We start from the raw sequence: 14215 nt of genomic DNA on the forward strand, positions 1-14215 counted from the left end.
GGGCGATCCGCGCGCCGAGGGGGACGACGATGCTGCTGCGCCGGCTGCTGATGCTGCCGCACCTCGTCCGGTGGGGCATCCGCGCTCCGCGTGGCGCCGAGGGCGGGTGGGACCGCTACTGGGCGGGCGTCGGGACGACCGGCGACGGCGGGGACGTGCTGTGGGACTCCGGCGACCCGGCGGAGCCCGAGCGGTACCTCGCGATCCTGGCGCGGTTCGCCGATCCTGCGCTCCCCGTGGTCGACCTCGGCTGCGGGAACGGCCGGTTCACCCGGGCGATCTGCGAGCGGGGATGGCGCGGGGTCGGGGTCGACGTGTCGGAGGCGGCGGTCGCCCTCGCGCGCGCCGAGGCGGGTGCCGCGCCGGACGGGCCGTCGTTCGTGGTCGCCGACCTCACCGCACCCGGTGCGGTCGACGGGGTGCACGAGGGGCCGGACGGGGCCCATGTGTTCGTACGTGGCGTCCTGCACGTGCTCACCCCGGAGGCACGACGGCAGGTCGTGCGGAACATCCGACTGCTCCTGGGCGAACGCGGCACCCTCGTCGTCGCCGAGACCAACCACCGGGGCTCCCTGCTGAGTTACCTGGAGAGCCTGGGCGCCGGCGCCCGGGGCCTGCCGCACCCGCTGGCGCGGGCGATCGCGTCCGGGCTGCCCACCCCGCGCCCGTTCGGCGTCGACGAGCTCGCCCGGACGTTCCCGGACGAGGACTGGGAGCGGGTGCACGTCGACGACACCGCCGTGATCCACGCGGTCCCGATGCACCGGCACAGCGACCGCCCGGAACGCATCAGTGGCCTCGTGGCGGTGCTGCGCGGTCGCGACCACGCGATCCCGGCACCACGCGGGGCCGATCAGGCGGACTCCGCGGGACGCGCGGCGAGCAGGGCGGCCACGTCCGAGGCGAGCGGGTCCGCCCCGACCGTGTCCGACCAGTGCCGCACGAGTCGTCCCCCGGGGTCGACGAGGTAGGTGAACGCGGTGTGCGGCACCGCGTAGCCGTCGGGGTCGTCCGGGTCCGCCCGCCGTCGCGCGAAGACCCGGAAGGCCGCCTTCGCGGCCTCGACCTGCTCCGGCGTGCCGGTGAGGCCAGTGAATCGCGGGTACGCGGTCGTCAGGAAGGCCTTCATGACGTCGGGTGTGTCCCGCTCGGGATCGACCGTCACGTAGAGGGGGCGGAGGCGCCGGGCGTCCTCGCCGAGCGCGTCGAGCGCCGCCGTCAGCTTCGTCAGCGCGCGCGGGCAGACGACCCGGCAGGACGTGAAGCCGAACTGGACCAGCAGCCAGGAGCCGCGGTAGGAACCGGCGTCGACCGGGGCGCCGTGGTGGTCGACGAGGTCGAACCCGATCGCCGTCGGTGCGCTCACGGGCGGAGCTCCAGGTCGCGGGCCGGGCCGTCCGGCACCTCGAGGGTCACACCGCCCTCGGCCGCGATCTCCTGCCCGTCGAACAGCAGCCGCGCGCCGGTGGGCACGCGGTCGATCACCACCCGGACGTCGTCCCCGGAACGCCGCCGCAGCCGCGCGTGCAGCACACCGTCGACGACCTCCGCCCGGCTGACCTCGACGTCGCGCCCCACCTCGGTGAGGGCGGGGTCGGCGAAGTGCTCCGCGCCCCAGGGCTCCTGGTAGAGCCGGTGCAGGCCGTCGGGGACGTTCAGGCGGGCGTAGCCGAGCAGGACGTTGCCCGACATCGGCTCGATCTCGGTGCGGTTCCCGTCGGCGTCGGTCGGGGTGTCGTGGCGGGGGTAGTGCAGCGCGCCGTCGCGCCAGGTCGGCGCCATGAAGCGGTCGGCGTGCGCGAGGATCCCGTCGAGGGTGGCGCGGTCGCCCATCTCCGACGCCCACGCGGCGACCCACCCGAGGTCGCAGGTGTCGCTGACGACGGTCTGCCCCATGACGTTCATCGCCGGGGTGGAGCGGACCGAGATCGTCCCGTCGGGTCCGGGGATCAGGAAGTCGGCGACCTGGCGGGGGTAGTGCTCGCGGACGAAGTCGCGGTTCCAGGTGTTCATCAGCGCACCGCACCAGGCGTCGATCCACGGGGCCTGCAGCGCGTTCGGCCGGACGACCTTGGAGTCCTCGAGGATCATCTGGTTGTAGTGGCCGGTGTCGTCGAGGCGCCCGAAGTCGGCCCACGCCTGCTGGTAGCCGGCGACGACCTCCTCGGCGCGGTCCCCGCCGGTGATCACGTCGTGCAGCCGGAACCCGAGGATGGCGGGCTGGTTGCAGATCTGGAACACGCAGTTCGGCTCGCAGGCGATCCCGAGGTAGCCGTTCTGCACCATCTGCCAGTACAGGTGCTCGTTCAGCGAGTCGCGGTCGTAGGCGAAGCGCTTCGGCTCGCCGCCCCAGAAGAACGACCAGTGCTCGAAGGTCAGCGCCCCGGGACGGGCGTAGCGGTCGTCGGCGAACAGCACGTCGTGCAGGAGCGCGCAGGACTGCACGTAGGCCGAGTACATGATGTTGTCGCGCACCACCGGGTCCCACTCCTCGTGGTAGTTCTCCGAGAGGTGGGCGTTCATGACCATCCCGCCGCGCGAGACGTCGCGCCAGTACAGCCAGACGTCGGGCATGAGCAGCTTGTCGATCAGCCGCTGGATCGTCGGGCGGAACAGCCCCGGTGCGGCCGGCAGCCGGTGGCGGTGGGTCAGCGCGAGGCCGTAGATCATGTACGCGAGTTGGAAGCGGTAGCTGCCGAAGTCGTCCTCGCCGGCGCCCTTGCCCTGCATCCCCGACCAGTCGTGCGGCAGCCGACGGGACAGGTCGTCCCAGTGCCGCAGGTGCCCCAGCTGGGCCTCGTCGAGCACCGACGGCGTCGTCATGCGCCCCGACCGTACTCGGGCCGAGGGTCCGTGCCACGACCGTTCGGGTTCGCCGTCAGAGCCCGAACTCCCGGATCTTGCGGTAGAGGGTGTTCCGGCCGATCCCCAGCGCCCGGGCGGCCGCAGCCCGGTTCCCGTCCGCGGCCCGCAGCGCCTCGGCCACGGCGTCCCGTTCGGCGGACTGCAGGAGGCCCGTCGCCCCTCGCGTCCCGCGCAGCTCGTCGGGCAGGTCGTCGGCGGTGACGGTGCCTCCCGCGGCCCGGCGGGCGAGGCCGGCGACGACGGTGTGCAGCTCGGCGAGGTTGCCGGGCCAGTGCCAGGCGCGCAGGCGCTCCCACGCGTCGGGCGAGAAGGCCGTCCCGGCGGCGGGCCCGTCGAGCTCGCCGAGCACCGCCCGGACGAGGGCGGGGAGGTGGTCGCGGCTGCGGGCGAGCGTCGGGAGCCGGACCGTGGTCGCGAGCCGTCGGACCGTCCCCGTGATCGCGTCGTCCGCGCCGTCGAGGTCGGCGGTGAGGACCAGCGGAGCCGTCGCGGCGAGGGCCTGCAGCCGACCCGTCGTCGGGTGCGGGCTCTCGTGCGCCCGCCGCACGACGACCCCGCGTCCGGTCGCGGCCGCCGCGCGGGCGGCCGGGAACCAGTCGGGGTCCAGCGCCGGCTCGACGACGAAGGTGTCGACCTCCCGCCGGCGCAGCAGCGCGAGCGCGACCCGCAGCTTCCCGGTGCCGCCCGCGCCGAGCAGCGCCACGGGGCCGCCGAGCGCGAGGGCCTCCGCGAGCTGGGCCGCCACCCGGGGGTCGTGGTGCAGGGGCGTCCCGACGACGGGCGCGGGCTGCGGCCGACAGCGGGCGCCGGTGTCGGGGCGGTCGAGCAGGTGCAGCCCGAAGGCGGGGCGGCCGCCGTCGCGGATCGGCTCCACGAGGGCGTCGTGCAGGCCGTCGGAGAGCGGGACCGCCATCCGGCCGGAGCGGCCGTGTTCCCGGAGGTGTGCCCACAGGACGGCGTGGAGGTCCGGGCCGACGTGCGCCGACCCGGCCCGGTTGGCCAGGACCGTCTCCTGGTCGACGACCAGGGAGGCGCTCCCGGCGCGGTCGACGGCGAGGTAGGCCTCGAGGAGCTGCCGCCGGCGGTCTCCGAGCTGGTCGAGCAGCGCGGCCCGGATCTGGTGCGCGACGTCGCCGGTCATCGCCGTCATCAGCGGGTGCACGTCCCGCGTGGCGCACGCGAGCGAGAAGCAGCCGAGCAGTCGGCCGGTGTAGGGCTCGACCACCGGTGCCCCGGCGCAGGTGAGCCCCTCCAGCTCGGCGTTGTAGTGCTCGGGCCCCCGGACCAGGACCGGGCGTCGTTCGACGATCACGGTGCCCAGCCCGTTGGTGCCGATGGAGGGCTCGGAGAAGTCGAAGCCCTCCGCGGCGTGCGCGCGGTCCATCAGGCGGCGCTGGCGGCGGACCTCGACGTGCCGAGCCACGATCCGGCCGGTGGCGTCGGACAGCACCATCGCGACCGGGACGTCGGCGAGGCTCCAGCGGAGCCGGTCGAGCACCGGCTGCGCCGCACGGCGCAACGGGGACGGCTCGTCGTCGGGCTCGCGGTAGTCGATCCGCGCCGGCGCCACCGGGACCTGCTCGCCGACGCAGCGCCGCCAGCTCGCCTCGATCACCTCGGGGACGCCGGTCGAGCCCGGCGGCACCTCCAACAGCCCGCCGTGCGTCAGCGACTCCCGGCTGCGGCGGACCCGCTCCCGCTGCCGGGGCGAGAGGACGGGGACCCGGCTCCGGTCGTGGGCCATGACGATCACCTGCTCAGCGTCGCGCCGTGGGTCACACGCGAGGCGTTCCAGGATGGAACACCCGTCGATGGTGCCTCCTGCGCCACCGTGAGGTCCAGGTCACACCAGCACCGACCGCACGGAGGACACCGATGACGACGACGCCGTCGACCCGCCCGCCGGAGAGCTCGCCCGACATCTCACCGGAGACCTCGCCCGGGGCCGAGGCGCTCCGCGCCCTCTACGCCGACTGGTCCGGGATCATCGCGACGACGCCCGACCTCACGACCCGGCTCTTCCGCGCGATCTTCGACGAATGGCACCAGGCCACGCGGGAGCCGGAGGACGTGACCTACCGCGAGGACACCGTCGGCGGGATCCCCGGGATCTGGACGCTGCCCCTCGGGGCCGACGCCACCCGGGTGCTGCTCTACACCCACGGCGGCGGGTTCGCGGTCGGCTCCGCCGCGAGCCACCGCAAGCTCGCGGGCCACGTCGCGAAGGCCCTCGGGGTCACCGCCTTCGTGCTCGACTACCGCCGCGCGCCCGAGCACCCGCACCCCGCCCAGGTGGAGGACGGGGTCGCCGCCCTCCTCGGGCTGACCGCCCGCGGTGTCGCACCCACCGACATCACGACGATCGGCGACTCGGCGGGCGGCAACCTCGCCGTCGCGATCCCGCTCGCACTGCGCGAGCGGGGGCACCCGCTGCCCGGTCGCGTCATCGCGTTCTCGCCGTGGCTGGACATGGAGAACCGGGGCGGGACGCTCGAGACGAACGCGGCGACCGACGCCCTCGTCACCGTCCCGCTGCTCGAGGGCATGATCGCCGGCGTCCTCGCGGGCGGCGCGATCGACCCGCGGACCCCGCTGGCCAACCCGCTGCACGCCGACCTCACCGGCCTGCCCCCGCTCTGGGTGAACGCGGGCGGCGGGGAGTGCCTGCTCGACGACGCCCGGCGGCTCGCGGCCCGGGCCGAGGCCGCCGGGGTGGACGTGACCCTGTCCGTCGCCGACGGGCTGCAGCACGTCTTCCCGTTCTCGGCCGGCCACGCCCCCGAGGCCGACGACGAGATCGCCGCGATCGCCGCCTGGCACCGGCGCTGACCCCGTTCCGACACCCACGAGGAGACGACCATGAGCACCACCACCCCGGACGTCGACGCCGTCGTGATCGGCGCCGGCTTCGGCGGCATCTACATGCTGCACACCCTGCGCGACCGCCTCGGCCTGACCGTGCGCGCCTTCGAGAAGGGCAACGGCGTCGGCGGGACCTGGTACTTCAACCGCTACCCCGGCGCGAAGTCCGACACCGAGGGCTTCGTCTACCGCTACTCCTTCGACGAGGACCTGCTGCAGGAGTGGGACTGGAGCACCCGCTACCTCGACCAGCCCGACGTCCTGGCCTACCTCGAGCACGTCGTCGAGCGCTTCGACCTGGCCCGCGACATCCGGCTCGGCACGGAGGTCACGGCGGCCCGGTTCGACGAGGACACCGACCTCTGGACGGTCGGGACCGCCGACGGCGCCTCGACCACCTGCCGCTACGTCGTCAACGCCCTGGGCCTGCTCGCGCGCACCAACATGCCCGACATCCCCGGCCGCGACCGCTTCGCCGGGCGCCTCGTGCACACGAACGCCTGGCCCGACGACCTAACCATCACCGGGCAGCGGGTCGGGGTCATCGGCACCGGGTCGACCGGCACCCAGTTCATCGTCGCGGCCGGGCGCACGGCCGGGCACCTCACCGTCTTCCAGCGCTCGCCGCAGTACTCCGTGCCGTCGGGCAACGGGCCGGTGGACCGGGACGAGGTGGCGCGGACGAAGGAGAACTTCGGCCCGATCTGGGAGCAGGTCCGCAACTCCGTGGTGGCGTTCGGCTTCGAGGAGAGCACCGTCGAGGCGATGAGCGTGTCGGCGGAGGAGCGCCACCGGGTGTTCCAGGAGAACTGGGACAAGGGCAACGGCTTCCGGTTCATGTTCGGCACGTTCTCCGACATCGCGACGAACCCCGACGCCAACGCCGCGGCGGCCGCCTTCATCCGGGAGAAGATCGCCGAGATCGTCGACGACCCGGAGACCGCCCGGAAGCTGACCCCGACCGACGTCTACGCCAAGCGCCCGCTGTGCAACGAGGGCTACTACGAGACCTACAACCAGGACAACGTCGAGCTCGTGGACCTCCGGGAGAACCCGATCCGGGAGATCACCGAGCGCGGGGTGGTCACCGACGACGGGGTCGAGCACGAACTGGACGTCCTGGTGTTCGCCACCGGCTTCGACGCCGTCGACGGCAACTACCGCGCGATGGACCTCCGCGGTCGCGGCGGCCGGCACGTCGACGAGCACTGGAACGACGGGCCGACCAGCTACCTGGGCCTGTCGAAGGCCGGGTTCCCGAACATGTTCATGATCCTCGGCCCGAACGGCCCGTTCACCAACCTGCCGCCGAGCATCGAGTCGCAGGTCGAGTGGATCGGCGAGCTGATCCGGTTCGCCGAGGACCGGGGTCTGCGGACCGTGGAGCCGACCGTGGCGGCCGAGGAGCGCTGGACCGAGACCTGCCGGGAGATCGCCGACGCGACGCTGTTCCCGCAGGCCGACTCGTGGATCTTCGGAGCGAACATCCCGGGCAAGAAGAACGCCGTCATGTTCTACATGGCGGGCATCGGGGCCTACCGCGAGCAGCTGGCGGCCGAGGCGGAGCAGGGATACCCGGGGTTCACCCTCACCCCGGCTCGCGAACCGGTCTCCGCCTGAGCGCGCTGCGGGCGCCACCCCGAGTTCAGGCGGTGGTTCGTCGTCCGGTGCCGCGGGCATTATCTCGGCGATCCCGCGACACGGAGGAGCGTCCCCATGGTTCTCGGTCTGGCCCTGCGAGCGATCGGCCCCGTCCTCCGGGCCACCACACTCATCATCGCCCCGGTCGCCGCGATCCTCGCCTGGGGCGCGGTGGAGAACGGGCTCGACCGGAAGGACGGCCCCCGGGAGGTCGGCCGCGGCGTGCACTGAGGCGCCGACGACGAGAGCCCCGACCCGCCGGGTCGGGGCTCTCGGTCCGTCGTCGGGAAGGGCTAGTGGGCGCCCTGCTCCTCGGCCCGCTTGTAGGAGTCGCGGATCTCCTGCTCGGCGTCGGCGCGGCCGACCCAGGAGGCGCCCTCGACGCTCTTGCCGGGCTCGAGGTCCTTGTAGACCTCGAAGAAGTGCTGGATCTCGAGGCGGTCGTACTCGGAGAGGTGGTGGATGTCGCGCAGGTGCTCCTGGCGCGGGTCGCCCGCGGGGACGCAGAGCAGCTTGTCGTCGCCGCCCTTCTCGTCGGTCATGCGGAACATGCCGATGGTGCGGGCGAGGATCAGGCAGCCCGGGAACGTCGGCTCCTGGACCAGGACCAGGGCGTCGAGCGGGTCCCCGTCGAGGCCGAGCGTGTTCTCCACGTACCCGTAGTCCGCGGGGTACTGGGTCGCCGTGAACAGGGTTCGGTCGAGACGCATCCGCCCGGACTCGTGGTCCATCTCGTACTTGTTCCGGTTCCCCTTGGGAATCTCGATCAGAACGTCGAACTCCACGGCGCGTCCTCACTGCGGTCGTCTGGGGCCCGTCACCCGACCGGGGTCGGTGGTGCCGTCGTCGGTCGCCTCTAGTGTGTCGTACCGGTACCGGGACGTGACCACGGACGGGCGTGGGCCAGGTCGCACCGATCGGCGACGGGGGAGGCGGTCCTGACGGCGAGCGAGGTCGATCACCGCTCCGAGGGACGGGCGGACGAGCGACCCACGAGCCACCGCGCGGAGGTGCCGCGGTCGCGCCGCCTCCTCACCCGCGCGCTCGTCGTCCTGGTGGTCCTGGCGCTGCTCGGTGGTCTGGGCACGGCCGCGGTGCTCACCGCGCCCGGCCTCGCGCGGTCCCTGGGCCTGCCGGTCTCCGCGTCGGTCGACCCGCCGGCCCCGGTCGCCTTCCGGCCGCAGCTCGACGCCCTGCCGACCTCCGCGCCGACCCCCACGCCGCAGGGGGTGGCCGCCGCCCTCGACGGCCGGACCGCCGGCCTGGGTGACCTGACCGGGGTGGTGGTCGACCCGGCGTCGCCGCAGACGCCGCTGTGGAGCCGCAACCCCGGCGAGCCGCAGGTCCCGGCGTCGTCCACGAAGATCCTGACGGCCGCGGCCGCCCTGCTCTCGCTCGACCCGGAGACGCGGCTCGCGACCACGGTGACGGCGGGCCCGACGCCCGACTCGGTGGTGCTGGTCGGCGGTGGGGACGTCTCGCTCTCCTCGCTGCCCGACGGACGCGAGTCGGTCTACCCCGGCGCCGCGCACCTCGACGACCTCGTCGCCCAGGTCCGGGCAGCGCGCGGCGGACAGCCGCTGCGGACGGTCTACGTCGACACGTCGCGCTACAGCGGACCGCTGCTCGCCCCCGGCTGGGACCCGATCGACATCGCGGGCGGCAACCTCGCCCCGATGGTGCCGCTGATGCTCGACGGCGGCCGGCTCGACCCGACCGCGCTCGACGGCGCCCGGACCGCCACGCCCGCGCAGTACGCCGGCACCGCGCTCGGCGAACGCCTCGGCGGCGGGGTCACGGTGCGCGACGGCACGGCACCTGCCGGGGCGCCGGTGCTCGGTCGGGTGGAGTCGCCGCCGCTCACCGAGCTGGTGCACACCGCGATGACCAACTCGGACAACCTGCTCGCCGAGGCCCTCGGCCGGGAGGTGGCGATCCGGGAGGGCGCGCCCGCGTCCTTCGAGGGCGCGACCACGGCGATCCGGAGGGTGCTCGACGCGAACGGCCTCGCGACCACGGGCGTGACCACCTCCGACGCCTCCGGGCTCTCCACCGAGAACCGCATCCCGGCCTCCGTGCTCGCCGGCGTCCTGACGCCCGCCGCCGCGCCCACCACGGCCGACCCGCGCACGGCGACCCTGCGGCCCCTGCTCGACGGCCTGCCGGTCGCGGCGGGCACCGGCACGCTGGTCGACCGCTTCACCGCCGGCTCCACGAACGCCGACGGCCGCGGCTGGGTCCGCGCCAAGACCGGCACCCTGACCGGCACCAACGCGCTCGCCGGGGTCGTCCCGGACACCGACGGCCGCCTGCTCGTCTTCGCCTTCATGTCCAACGGGCCCGACCCGGTCGGCGCCCGCCCCCGGCTCGACGCGCTCGCGACGGCGTTGCGGGGCTGCGGCTGCCGCTAGGGGGCGGGCCGGGAGAGCATCCGTACGGTGGAGCCCGTGACCCTCACCGAGAGCCCCGCGACCGGACTGCCCGTGCGCTGGGACCTCGCCGTCGCCACCGGCTCGCGCCTCGTCCCGCCCGGCCCCGCCGTCGACCGGGAGGAGGCGGCCGCCGAGGTCGCGCGTCTCGCCACCGGAGCGCGGGTCGGCGAGGGACACGTCCGCGAGCTGACCGGGCTCGGCGCGGGGCACGACATCCCCGACGCCGCGGTCGTCGACCGGCCCGGCTGGATCGCCTCGGGCGTCGAGGGCATCCGCACGCTCACCTCGGAGGTCCGGCTGCCCACGGCCGCCCGGACGTCGCCGAGCCTGATCTCCCGGGCTGCGGCGGGCGTCACCTCCACCGTCGCGGGCGCCCAGATGGGCGGCCTGCTCGCCTTCCTGTCGACCAAGGTGCTCGGCCAGTACGACCCGTTCGCCGGCCCGCAGAACGCCGGCCACCTGCTGCTGGTCGCCCCCAACGTCACCGCAGCGCGCCAGGCGCTGGAGGTCGACGCCGAGGACTTCGCGCTGTGGGTGTGCGTGCACGAGGCCACCCACCGGCTGCAGTTCACCGCCGTCCCCTGGCTGCGCGACCACTTCCGCGACGAGGTCACCGCCTTCGCCTCCGGCATGGAGAGCGGGGTGACCGCGGCGCTCGACCGGCTGCCCGAGATCACCCGCGCCATCCGCTCCCGCAGCGACCTGTCGATGCTCGAACTGCTCCAGGGCCCCGAGCAGGGCGCGATCCTCGACCGGCTGCTCGCCCTGACCACGCTGCTCGAGGGCCACGCCGAGCACGTCATGGACGAGGTCGGGCCCGCCGTCATCCCCTCGGTCGCGACGATCCGCGGGCGCTTCTCCGCGCGCCGCCGCGGCGGTGGCCCGATCGACCGGCTGCTGCGGGTGCTGCTCGGCGTGCAGGCCAAGGTCAAGCAGTACGAGCAGGGCCGCGTCTTCGTCGACGAGGTCGTCGGCACGATCGGCATGGAGGGCTTCAACGCCGTCTGGACCTCGCCCGACACGCTGCCCCGCCGTTCGGAGATCACCGACCCGACGGCCTGGATGGACCGCGTCCACGGCTGATGAAGGTCCCTCCGGCCGTCGCCGATGTCCGGCGGGCGCTGCGGCAGGGTGTTCCGGACGTCGGGTCGGTGCCGGTTCTCGTCGCCTGCTCCGGCGGGGCCGACTCGCTCGCGCTCGCCGCGGCGGCGGTGGCCGTGTGCGCCGAGGTGCACGCGGTGGTCGTGGACCACGGGCTCCAGGACGGGTCCGGTGAGGTCGCCGAGCGCGCCCGCGCGCAGCTCGAGGGACTGGGGGCGGCGGCGGTCGTCCGCGCGGTCGTCGTCGGGAACGGCCCGGACGGACCCGAGGGGGAGGCGCGCCGCGCGCGGTACGCCGCCCTGCGGGAGGCGTCCGACGGGCTCGGGGGAGCGCCCGTGCTGCTGGGCCACACCCTCGACGACCAGGCCGAGACCGTGCTGCTCGGGCTGGGGCGGGGCTCGGGGGCGCGGTCGCTGGCGGGGATGCGGACCTGGGACCCGCCGTGGTGCCGGCCGCTGCTCGGCGTGCGGCGGACGACGACCCGGCAGGCGTGTGCCGAGGCGGGCCTGGAGCCCTGGGAGGACCCGCACAACGACGACCCGCACTACACCCGCGTCCGACTGCGCCACGAGGTGCTGCCGCTGCTCGAGGAGGTCCTCGCGGGCGGGGTCGCGCCGGCGCTCGCCCGCACGGCCGCCCAGCTCGCCGACGACGACGCGGCGCTGACCGCACTCGCCGAGGACGTCCGCCGCGCCGCGGAGGACGACGACGGCGGCCTGGCCACACCCGTCGTCGGGAAGGAACCCGCGGCGGTGCGGCGGCGGGTGCTGCGGGCATGGCTGACCGCACAGGGGGCGCGGGGCTGGGACGAGGCGCAGCTGCGGGCGGTCGACGGGTTGATCGCCCGCTGGCGCGGACAGGGGCCGCCGTCACTCCCCGGCGGCTTGGAGGTGATCCGCACGCGTGGCAGGCTGATCGTGCGCTCGGCGCGGCCGGGGACGTAGCGACGAAGGGGTCTGCTCGAGGTGTACGACGGCGACATCGCGTCCGTGCTGATCAGCTCCGAGGAGATCCAGGACAAGATCGGGGAACTCGCGGACCGGATCGCCGCCGACTACGGCTCGCCCGGTCCGGGGGAGCCGGATCTGCTGCTGGTCGGCGTGCTCAAGGGCGCGGTCATGTTCATGACCGACCTCGCCCGCCGGCTCCCGGTGCCGACGCAGCTGGAGTTCATGGCGATCAGCTCGTACGGATCGGCGACGTCGTCGTCGGGCGTCGTGCGCATCCTCAAGGACCTCGACCGGGACATCTCCGGGCGCCACGTCCTGATCGTCGAGGACATCATCGACTCCGGCCTGACGCTGTCCTGGCTGCGCAAGAACCTCGAGTCCCGGGGCCCGGCCTCGCTGCACGTGGTGACGCTGCTGCGCAAGCCCGAGGCCGCGAAGCTCGACGTGGACGTCAGCTATGTCGGGTTCGACATCCCGAACGAATTCGTGGTCGGGTTCGGCCTCGACTACGCCGAGCGGTACCGGGACCTCCCCTACATCGGCACCCTCGACCCCTCGGTGTACGCCTGAGCGTCACGCTCGCGTCACACAGCCGGGAGTGCGCTGCCGGATCGTCACCCCCCGGGCGCAACGCACGGTGCGGGTCCCCCTAGTCTGCGCCGCATGGCGGCTGGAGGGTCCCGGCGACTCTGGATCGTGAACGGCCTGGTCGTGCTGGCCGTCCTCCTCGCCGCCGGCGGGACGGTCTACGGGCTGACCCGGACCTCGTCGAGCGAGGACACGTCGCTGCGCACGACGCCGCTGGGGCGGGGCACGGTCGCGGAGACCGTGACCGCCTCCGGGACCGTCACGAGCGCCACCAGCGCGACCCTCAACTTCTCCACCAGCGGCAAGATCGCGGACGTCCGGGTGCGCCTGGGCGACCGGGTCACCAAGGGACAGACCGTCGCCGTGCTCGACGGCGAGTACGCGCAGGCCAACCTGGACGCCGCGGACGCGCAGGTGGCCACGGCCGAGCAGCAGCTCGACGACGCCCGGTACGCCAAGGACCACCCGCAGTCGACGCAGCAGCAGCCGAACACGTCAACGACGGCCGGGGGCGGCCAGCCTTCGACCGGAACGCCGAACGGCGCGAGCACCGCTACGGGCGGGAACACCACATCGACCACGACCGGGACCGGCGGCACCGGTTTGCGCTCCGGGTCTCCGACCGGCGGCCAGGGCCAGCCGGCGCCGCCCGCGCCGGTGCCGGCTCCGGCGGAGCGCCAGGGCGGCATCCTGAGCGGGGGCATGAACTTCTCCGGCTCCTCGCAGGGCATCGAGGCGTTCCCGGCCCAGACCCAGGGTGGCGGTGGCTCGACGGGAGGCTCGACCGGCGGCTCCACCGCCTCGACGTCGGGCCAGACCGGCGGGGCCACCGCCCAGACCTCCGAGGACCCGGGCGAGCTCGCCGTCCGGCAGGCCGAGCAGGCCCTGGCGACCGCCAAGGCCAACCGCATCCAGGCGTTCCAGTCCACCGAGAACCTCGACCTCGTCGCCCCGCAGGACGGCACCGTCGTGAGCCTGGACGGCGTGGCGGGGCAGCTCGCCGGGCCGCAGGGCATCGTCGTGAGCTCGACCGCGACCGGGAACCCCGCGGGCGGGCGCCTGCCCGACGGGTCGGCGATCTCCAGCGGCGCCGGGTCCGGGCAGTCCGCGTCGTCGGGTGCGGCGTCCGGCGCGGCCGCCGCCGGGGCCGCGGCCTCGGGCGGTGGCGCCACCGGAGGTACGGGCGTGACCGCCGCGCCGGCCGCACCCGCCGTCATGACGATCGCGGACCTCGCCTCGATGCAGATCCTCGCCCAGATCCCCGAGCTCGACGTCGGGCGCGTCCTCGGCGGCCAGCCGGTCACGGTGTCGGTGAACGCGCTGCCGGGTGACAAGATCCCGGGCACGGTCTCGACGGTCAACGTCCTGCCGGGCTCCGGCTCGACGGTGCAGTACGGCACGGCCGTGGCGATGACCCCGCCGCCGCTGGGCCTGCGTCCGGGGATGTCGGCGAGCGTGGCGATCACCGTCCGGCAGGCGAACAACGTGACGTTCCTGCCGTCGGTGGCGGTGACGCCGCTCGGCGGGCCGAACTCCGGCGCGGCGACCGTGAACGTCCTCGCCGCGGACGGGACGACGCAGCAGCGTCAGATCGGGATCGGGCTCTCCTCGGACACCGTCACACAGGTGACCTCGGGCCTGTCGATGGGCGAGCTGGTGGTGCTGCCCGACCCGAACACGCCGAACGTCTTCGGCCAGGGCGGCCCGCCGCGTACCGAGGGCAACGGCTCTCAGGGCGGGAGCCAGGGCGGCGGCCGGTGACCGACGTGCCCGTGC

The 14215-nt window shown here is 74.4% G+C and carries 13 protein-coding genes; 9 read left to right on the forward strand and 4 right to left on the reverse strand.

The window, feature by feature from the left end; all coding sequences use genetic code 11:
- The first annotated feature begins 29 nt into the window (after positions 1–29).
- Positions 30–971, forward strand: a complete 942-nt coding sequence (locus tag ACQPYX_RS03745) for a class I SAM-dependent methyltransferase (protein WP_433801587.1) — start codon at positions 30–32, stop codon at positions 969–971.
- Here the strand turns inward: ACQPYX_RS03745 and ACQPYX_RS03750 are convergent.
- The 3 genes from ACQPYX_RS03750 to ACQPYX_RS03760 are packed head-to-tail and all read right to left on the reverse strand — an operon-like array spanning position 854 to position 4609.
- Complete coding sequence (locus ACQPYX_RS03750; RefSeq protein ID WP_433801588.1) at positions 854–1366, reverse strand: SCO family protein; 513 nt, start codon at positions 1364–1366, stop codon at positions 854–856. The two genes, ACQPYX_RS03745 and ACQPYX_RS03750, sit on opposite strands and share 118 nt — an antisense overlap.
- Positions 1363–2823: a hypothetical protein gene (locus tag ACQPYX_RS03755; RefSeq protein ID WP_433801589.1), complete on the reverse strand. Its 1461-nt coding sequence runs from the start codon at positions 2821–2823 to the stop codon at positions 1363–1365. Before ACQPYX_RS03755 ends, ACQPYX_RS03750 begins: the two co-directional genes overlap by 4 nt.
- Before the next feature lie 55 nt (positions 2824–2878).
- Positions 2879–4609: a sigma-54-dependent Fis family transcriptional regulator gene (locus ACQPYX_RS03760; protein ID WP_433801590.1), complete on the reverse strand. Its 1731-nt coding sequence runs from the start codon at positions 4607–4609 to the stop codon at positions 2879–2881.
- Between the two features lie 131 nt (positions 4610–4740).
- Between ACQPYX_RS03760 and ACQPYX_RS03765 the strand changes: the two genes are divergently transcribed.
- From ACQPYX_RS03765 to ACQPYX_RS03775, 3 genes are all read left to right on the forward strand, one after another.
- Positions 4741–5694, forward strand: coding sequence for an alpha/beta hydrolase fold domain-containing protein (locus tag ACQPYX_RS03765; protein ID WP_433801591.1), 954 nt, complete (start codon positions 4741–4743; stop codon positions 5692–5694).
- 30 nt (positions 5695–5724) lie between these two features.
- The gene (locus ACQPYX_RS03770) at positions 5725–7347 is read left to right on the forward strand and encodes a flavin-containing monooxygenase (protein ID WP_433801592.1); all 1623 of its coding nucleotides are present in this window, start codon (positions 5725–5727) and stop codon (positions 7345–7347) included.
- A 96-nt stretch (positions 7348–7443) separates the two neighbouring features.
- Positions 7444–7599 carry a hypothetical protein gene (locus ACQPYX_RS03775; protein ID WP_433801593.1) on the forward strand — a complete coding sequence of 52 codons (156 nt, stop codon included), beginning with the start codon at positions 7444–7446 and terminating at the stop codon, positions 7597–7599.
- Between the two features lie 62 nt (positions 7600–7661).
- Here ACQPYX_RS03775 and ACQPYX_RS03780 read toward each other — a convergent pair whose 3' ends face one another.
- Entirely contained in the window at positions 7662–8153 is a 492-nt protein-coding gene (locus tag ACQPYX_RS03780; protein ID WP_230759313.1) for an inorganic diphosphatase, read from the reverse strand.
- A gap of 225 nt (positions 8154–8378) precedes the next feature.
- Between ACQPYX_RS03780 and dacB the strand changes: the two genes are divergently transcribed.
- From dacB to ACQPYX_RS03805, 5 genes are all read left to right on the forward strand, one after another.
- Complete coding sequence (dacB, locus tag ACQPYX_RS03785; protein ID WP_433801594.1) at positions 8379–9779, forward strand: D-alanyl-D-alanine carboxypeptidase/D-alanyl-D-alanine endopeptidase; 1401 nt, start codon at positions 8379–8381, stop codon at positions 9777–9779.
- Positions 9780–9815: 36 nt separating this feature from the next.
- A complete protein-coding gene (locus ACQPYX_RS03790; protein WP_433801595.1) occupies positions 9816–10883 on the forward strand; it encodes a zinc-dependent metalloprotease in 1068 nt (355 codons plus the stop codon).
- Entirely contained in the window at positions 10883–11845 is a 963-nt protein-coding gene (gene tilS / locus ACQPYX_RS03795) for a tRNA lysidine(34) synthetase TilS (RefSeq protein WP_433801596.1), read from the forward strand. Before ACQPYX_RS03790 ends, tilS begins: the two co-directional genes overlap by 1 nt.
- Positions 11846–11866: 21 nt before the next feature.
- Positions 11867–12421 carry a hypoxanthine phosphoribosyltransferase gene (gene hpt, locus ACQPYX_RS03800; protein ID WP_433801597.1) on the forward strand — a complete coding sequence of 185 codons (555 nt, stop codon included), beginning with the start codon at positions 11867–11869 and terminating at the stop codon, positions 12419–12421.
- A gap of 93 nt (positions 12422–12514) precedes the next feature.
- Positions 12515–14200, forward strand: coding sequence for an efflux RND transporter periplasmic adaptor subunit (locus ACQPYX_RS03805; protein WP_433801598.1), 1686 nt, complete (start codon positions 12515–12517; stop codon positions 14198–14200).
- Positions 14201–14215: the final 15 nt, after the last annotated feature.

The sequence above is a fragment of the Actinomycetospora sp. CA-084318 genome (genome assembly GCF_050955885.1).
Classification (GTDB): domain Bacteria; phylum Actinomycetota; class Actinomycetes; order Mycobacteriales; family Pseudonocardiaceae; genus Actinomycetospora.

Bases quoted from the DNA above. Each gene is read 5' to 3' on its own strand.
- ACQPYX_RS03805 (WP_433801598.1), top strand. From the start codon at position 12,515: ATGGCGGCTGGAGGGTCCCGGCGACTCTGGATCGTGAACGGCCTGGTC.
- ACQPYX_RS03770 (WP_433801592.1), top strand. From the start codon at position 5,725: ATGAGCACCACCACCCCGGACGTCGACGCCGTCGTGATCGGCGCCGGC.
- ACQPYX_RS03760 (WP_433801590.1), bottom strand. From the start codon at position 4,609: ATGGCCCACGACCGGAGCCGGGTCCCCGTCCTCTCGCCCCGGCAGCGG.
- ACQPYX_RS03765 (WP_433801591.1), top strand. From the start codon at position 4,741: ATGACGACGACGCCGTCGACCCGCCCGCCGGAGAGCTCGCCCGACATC.
- ACQPYX_RS03755 (WP_433801589.1), bottom strand. From the start codon at position 2,823: ATGACGACGCCGTCGGTGCTCGACGAGGCCCAGCTGGGGCACCTGCGG.
- ACQPYX_RS03775 (WP_433801593.1), top strand. From the start codon at position 7,444: ATGGTTCTCGGTCTGGCCCTGCGAGCGATCGGCCCCGTCCTCCGGGCC.
- tilS (WP_433801596.1), top strand. From the start codon at position 10,883: ATGAAGGTCCCTCCGGCCGTCGCCGATGTCCGGCGGGCGCTGCGGCAG.
- ACQPYX_RS03745 (WP_433801587.1), top strand. From the start codon at position 30: ATGCTGCTGCGCCGGCTGCTGATGCTGCCGCACCTCGTCCGGTGGGGC.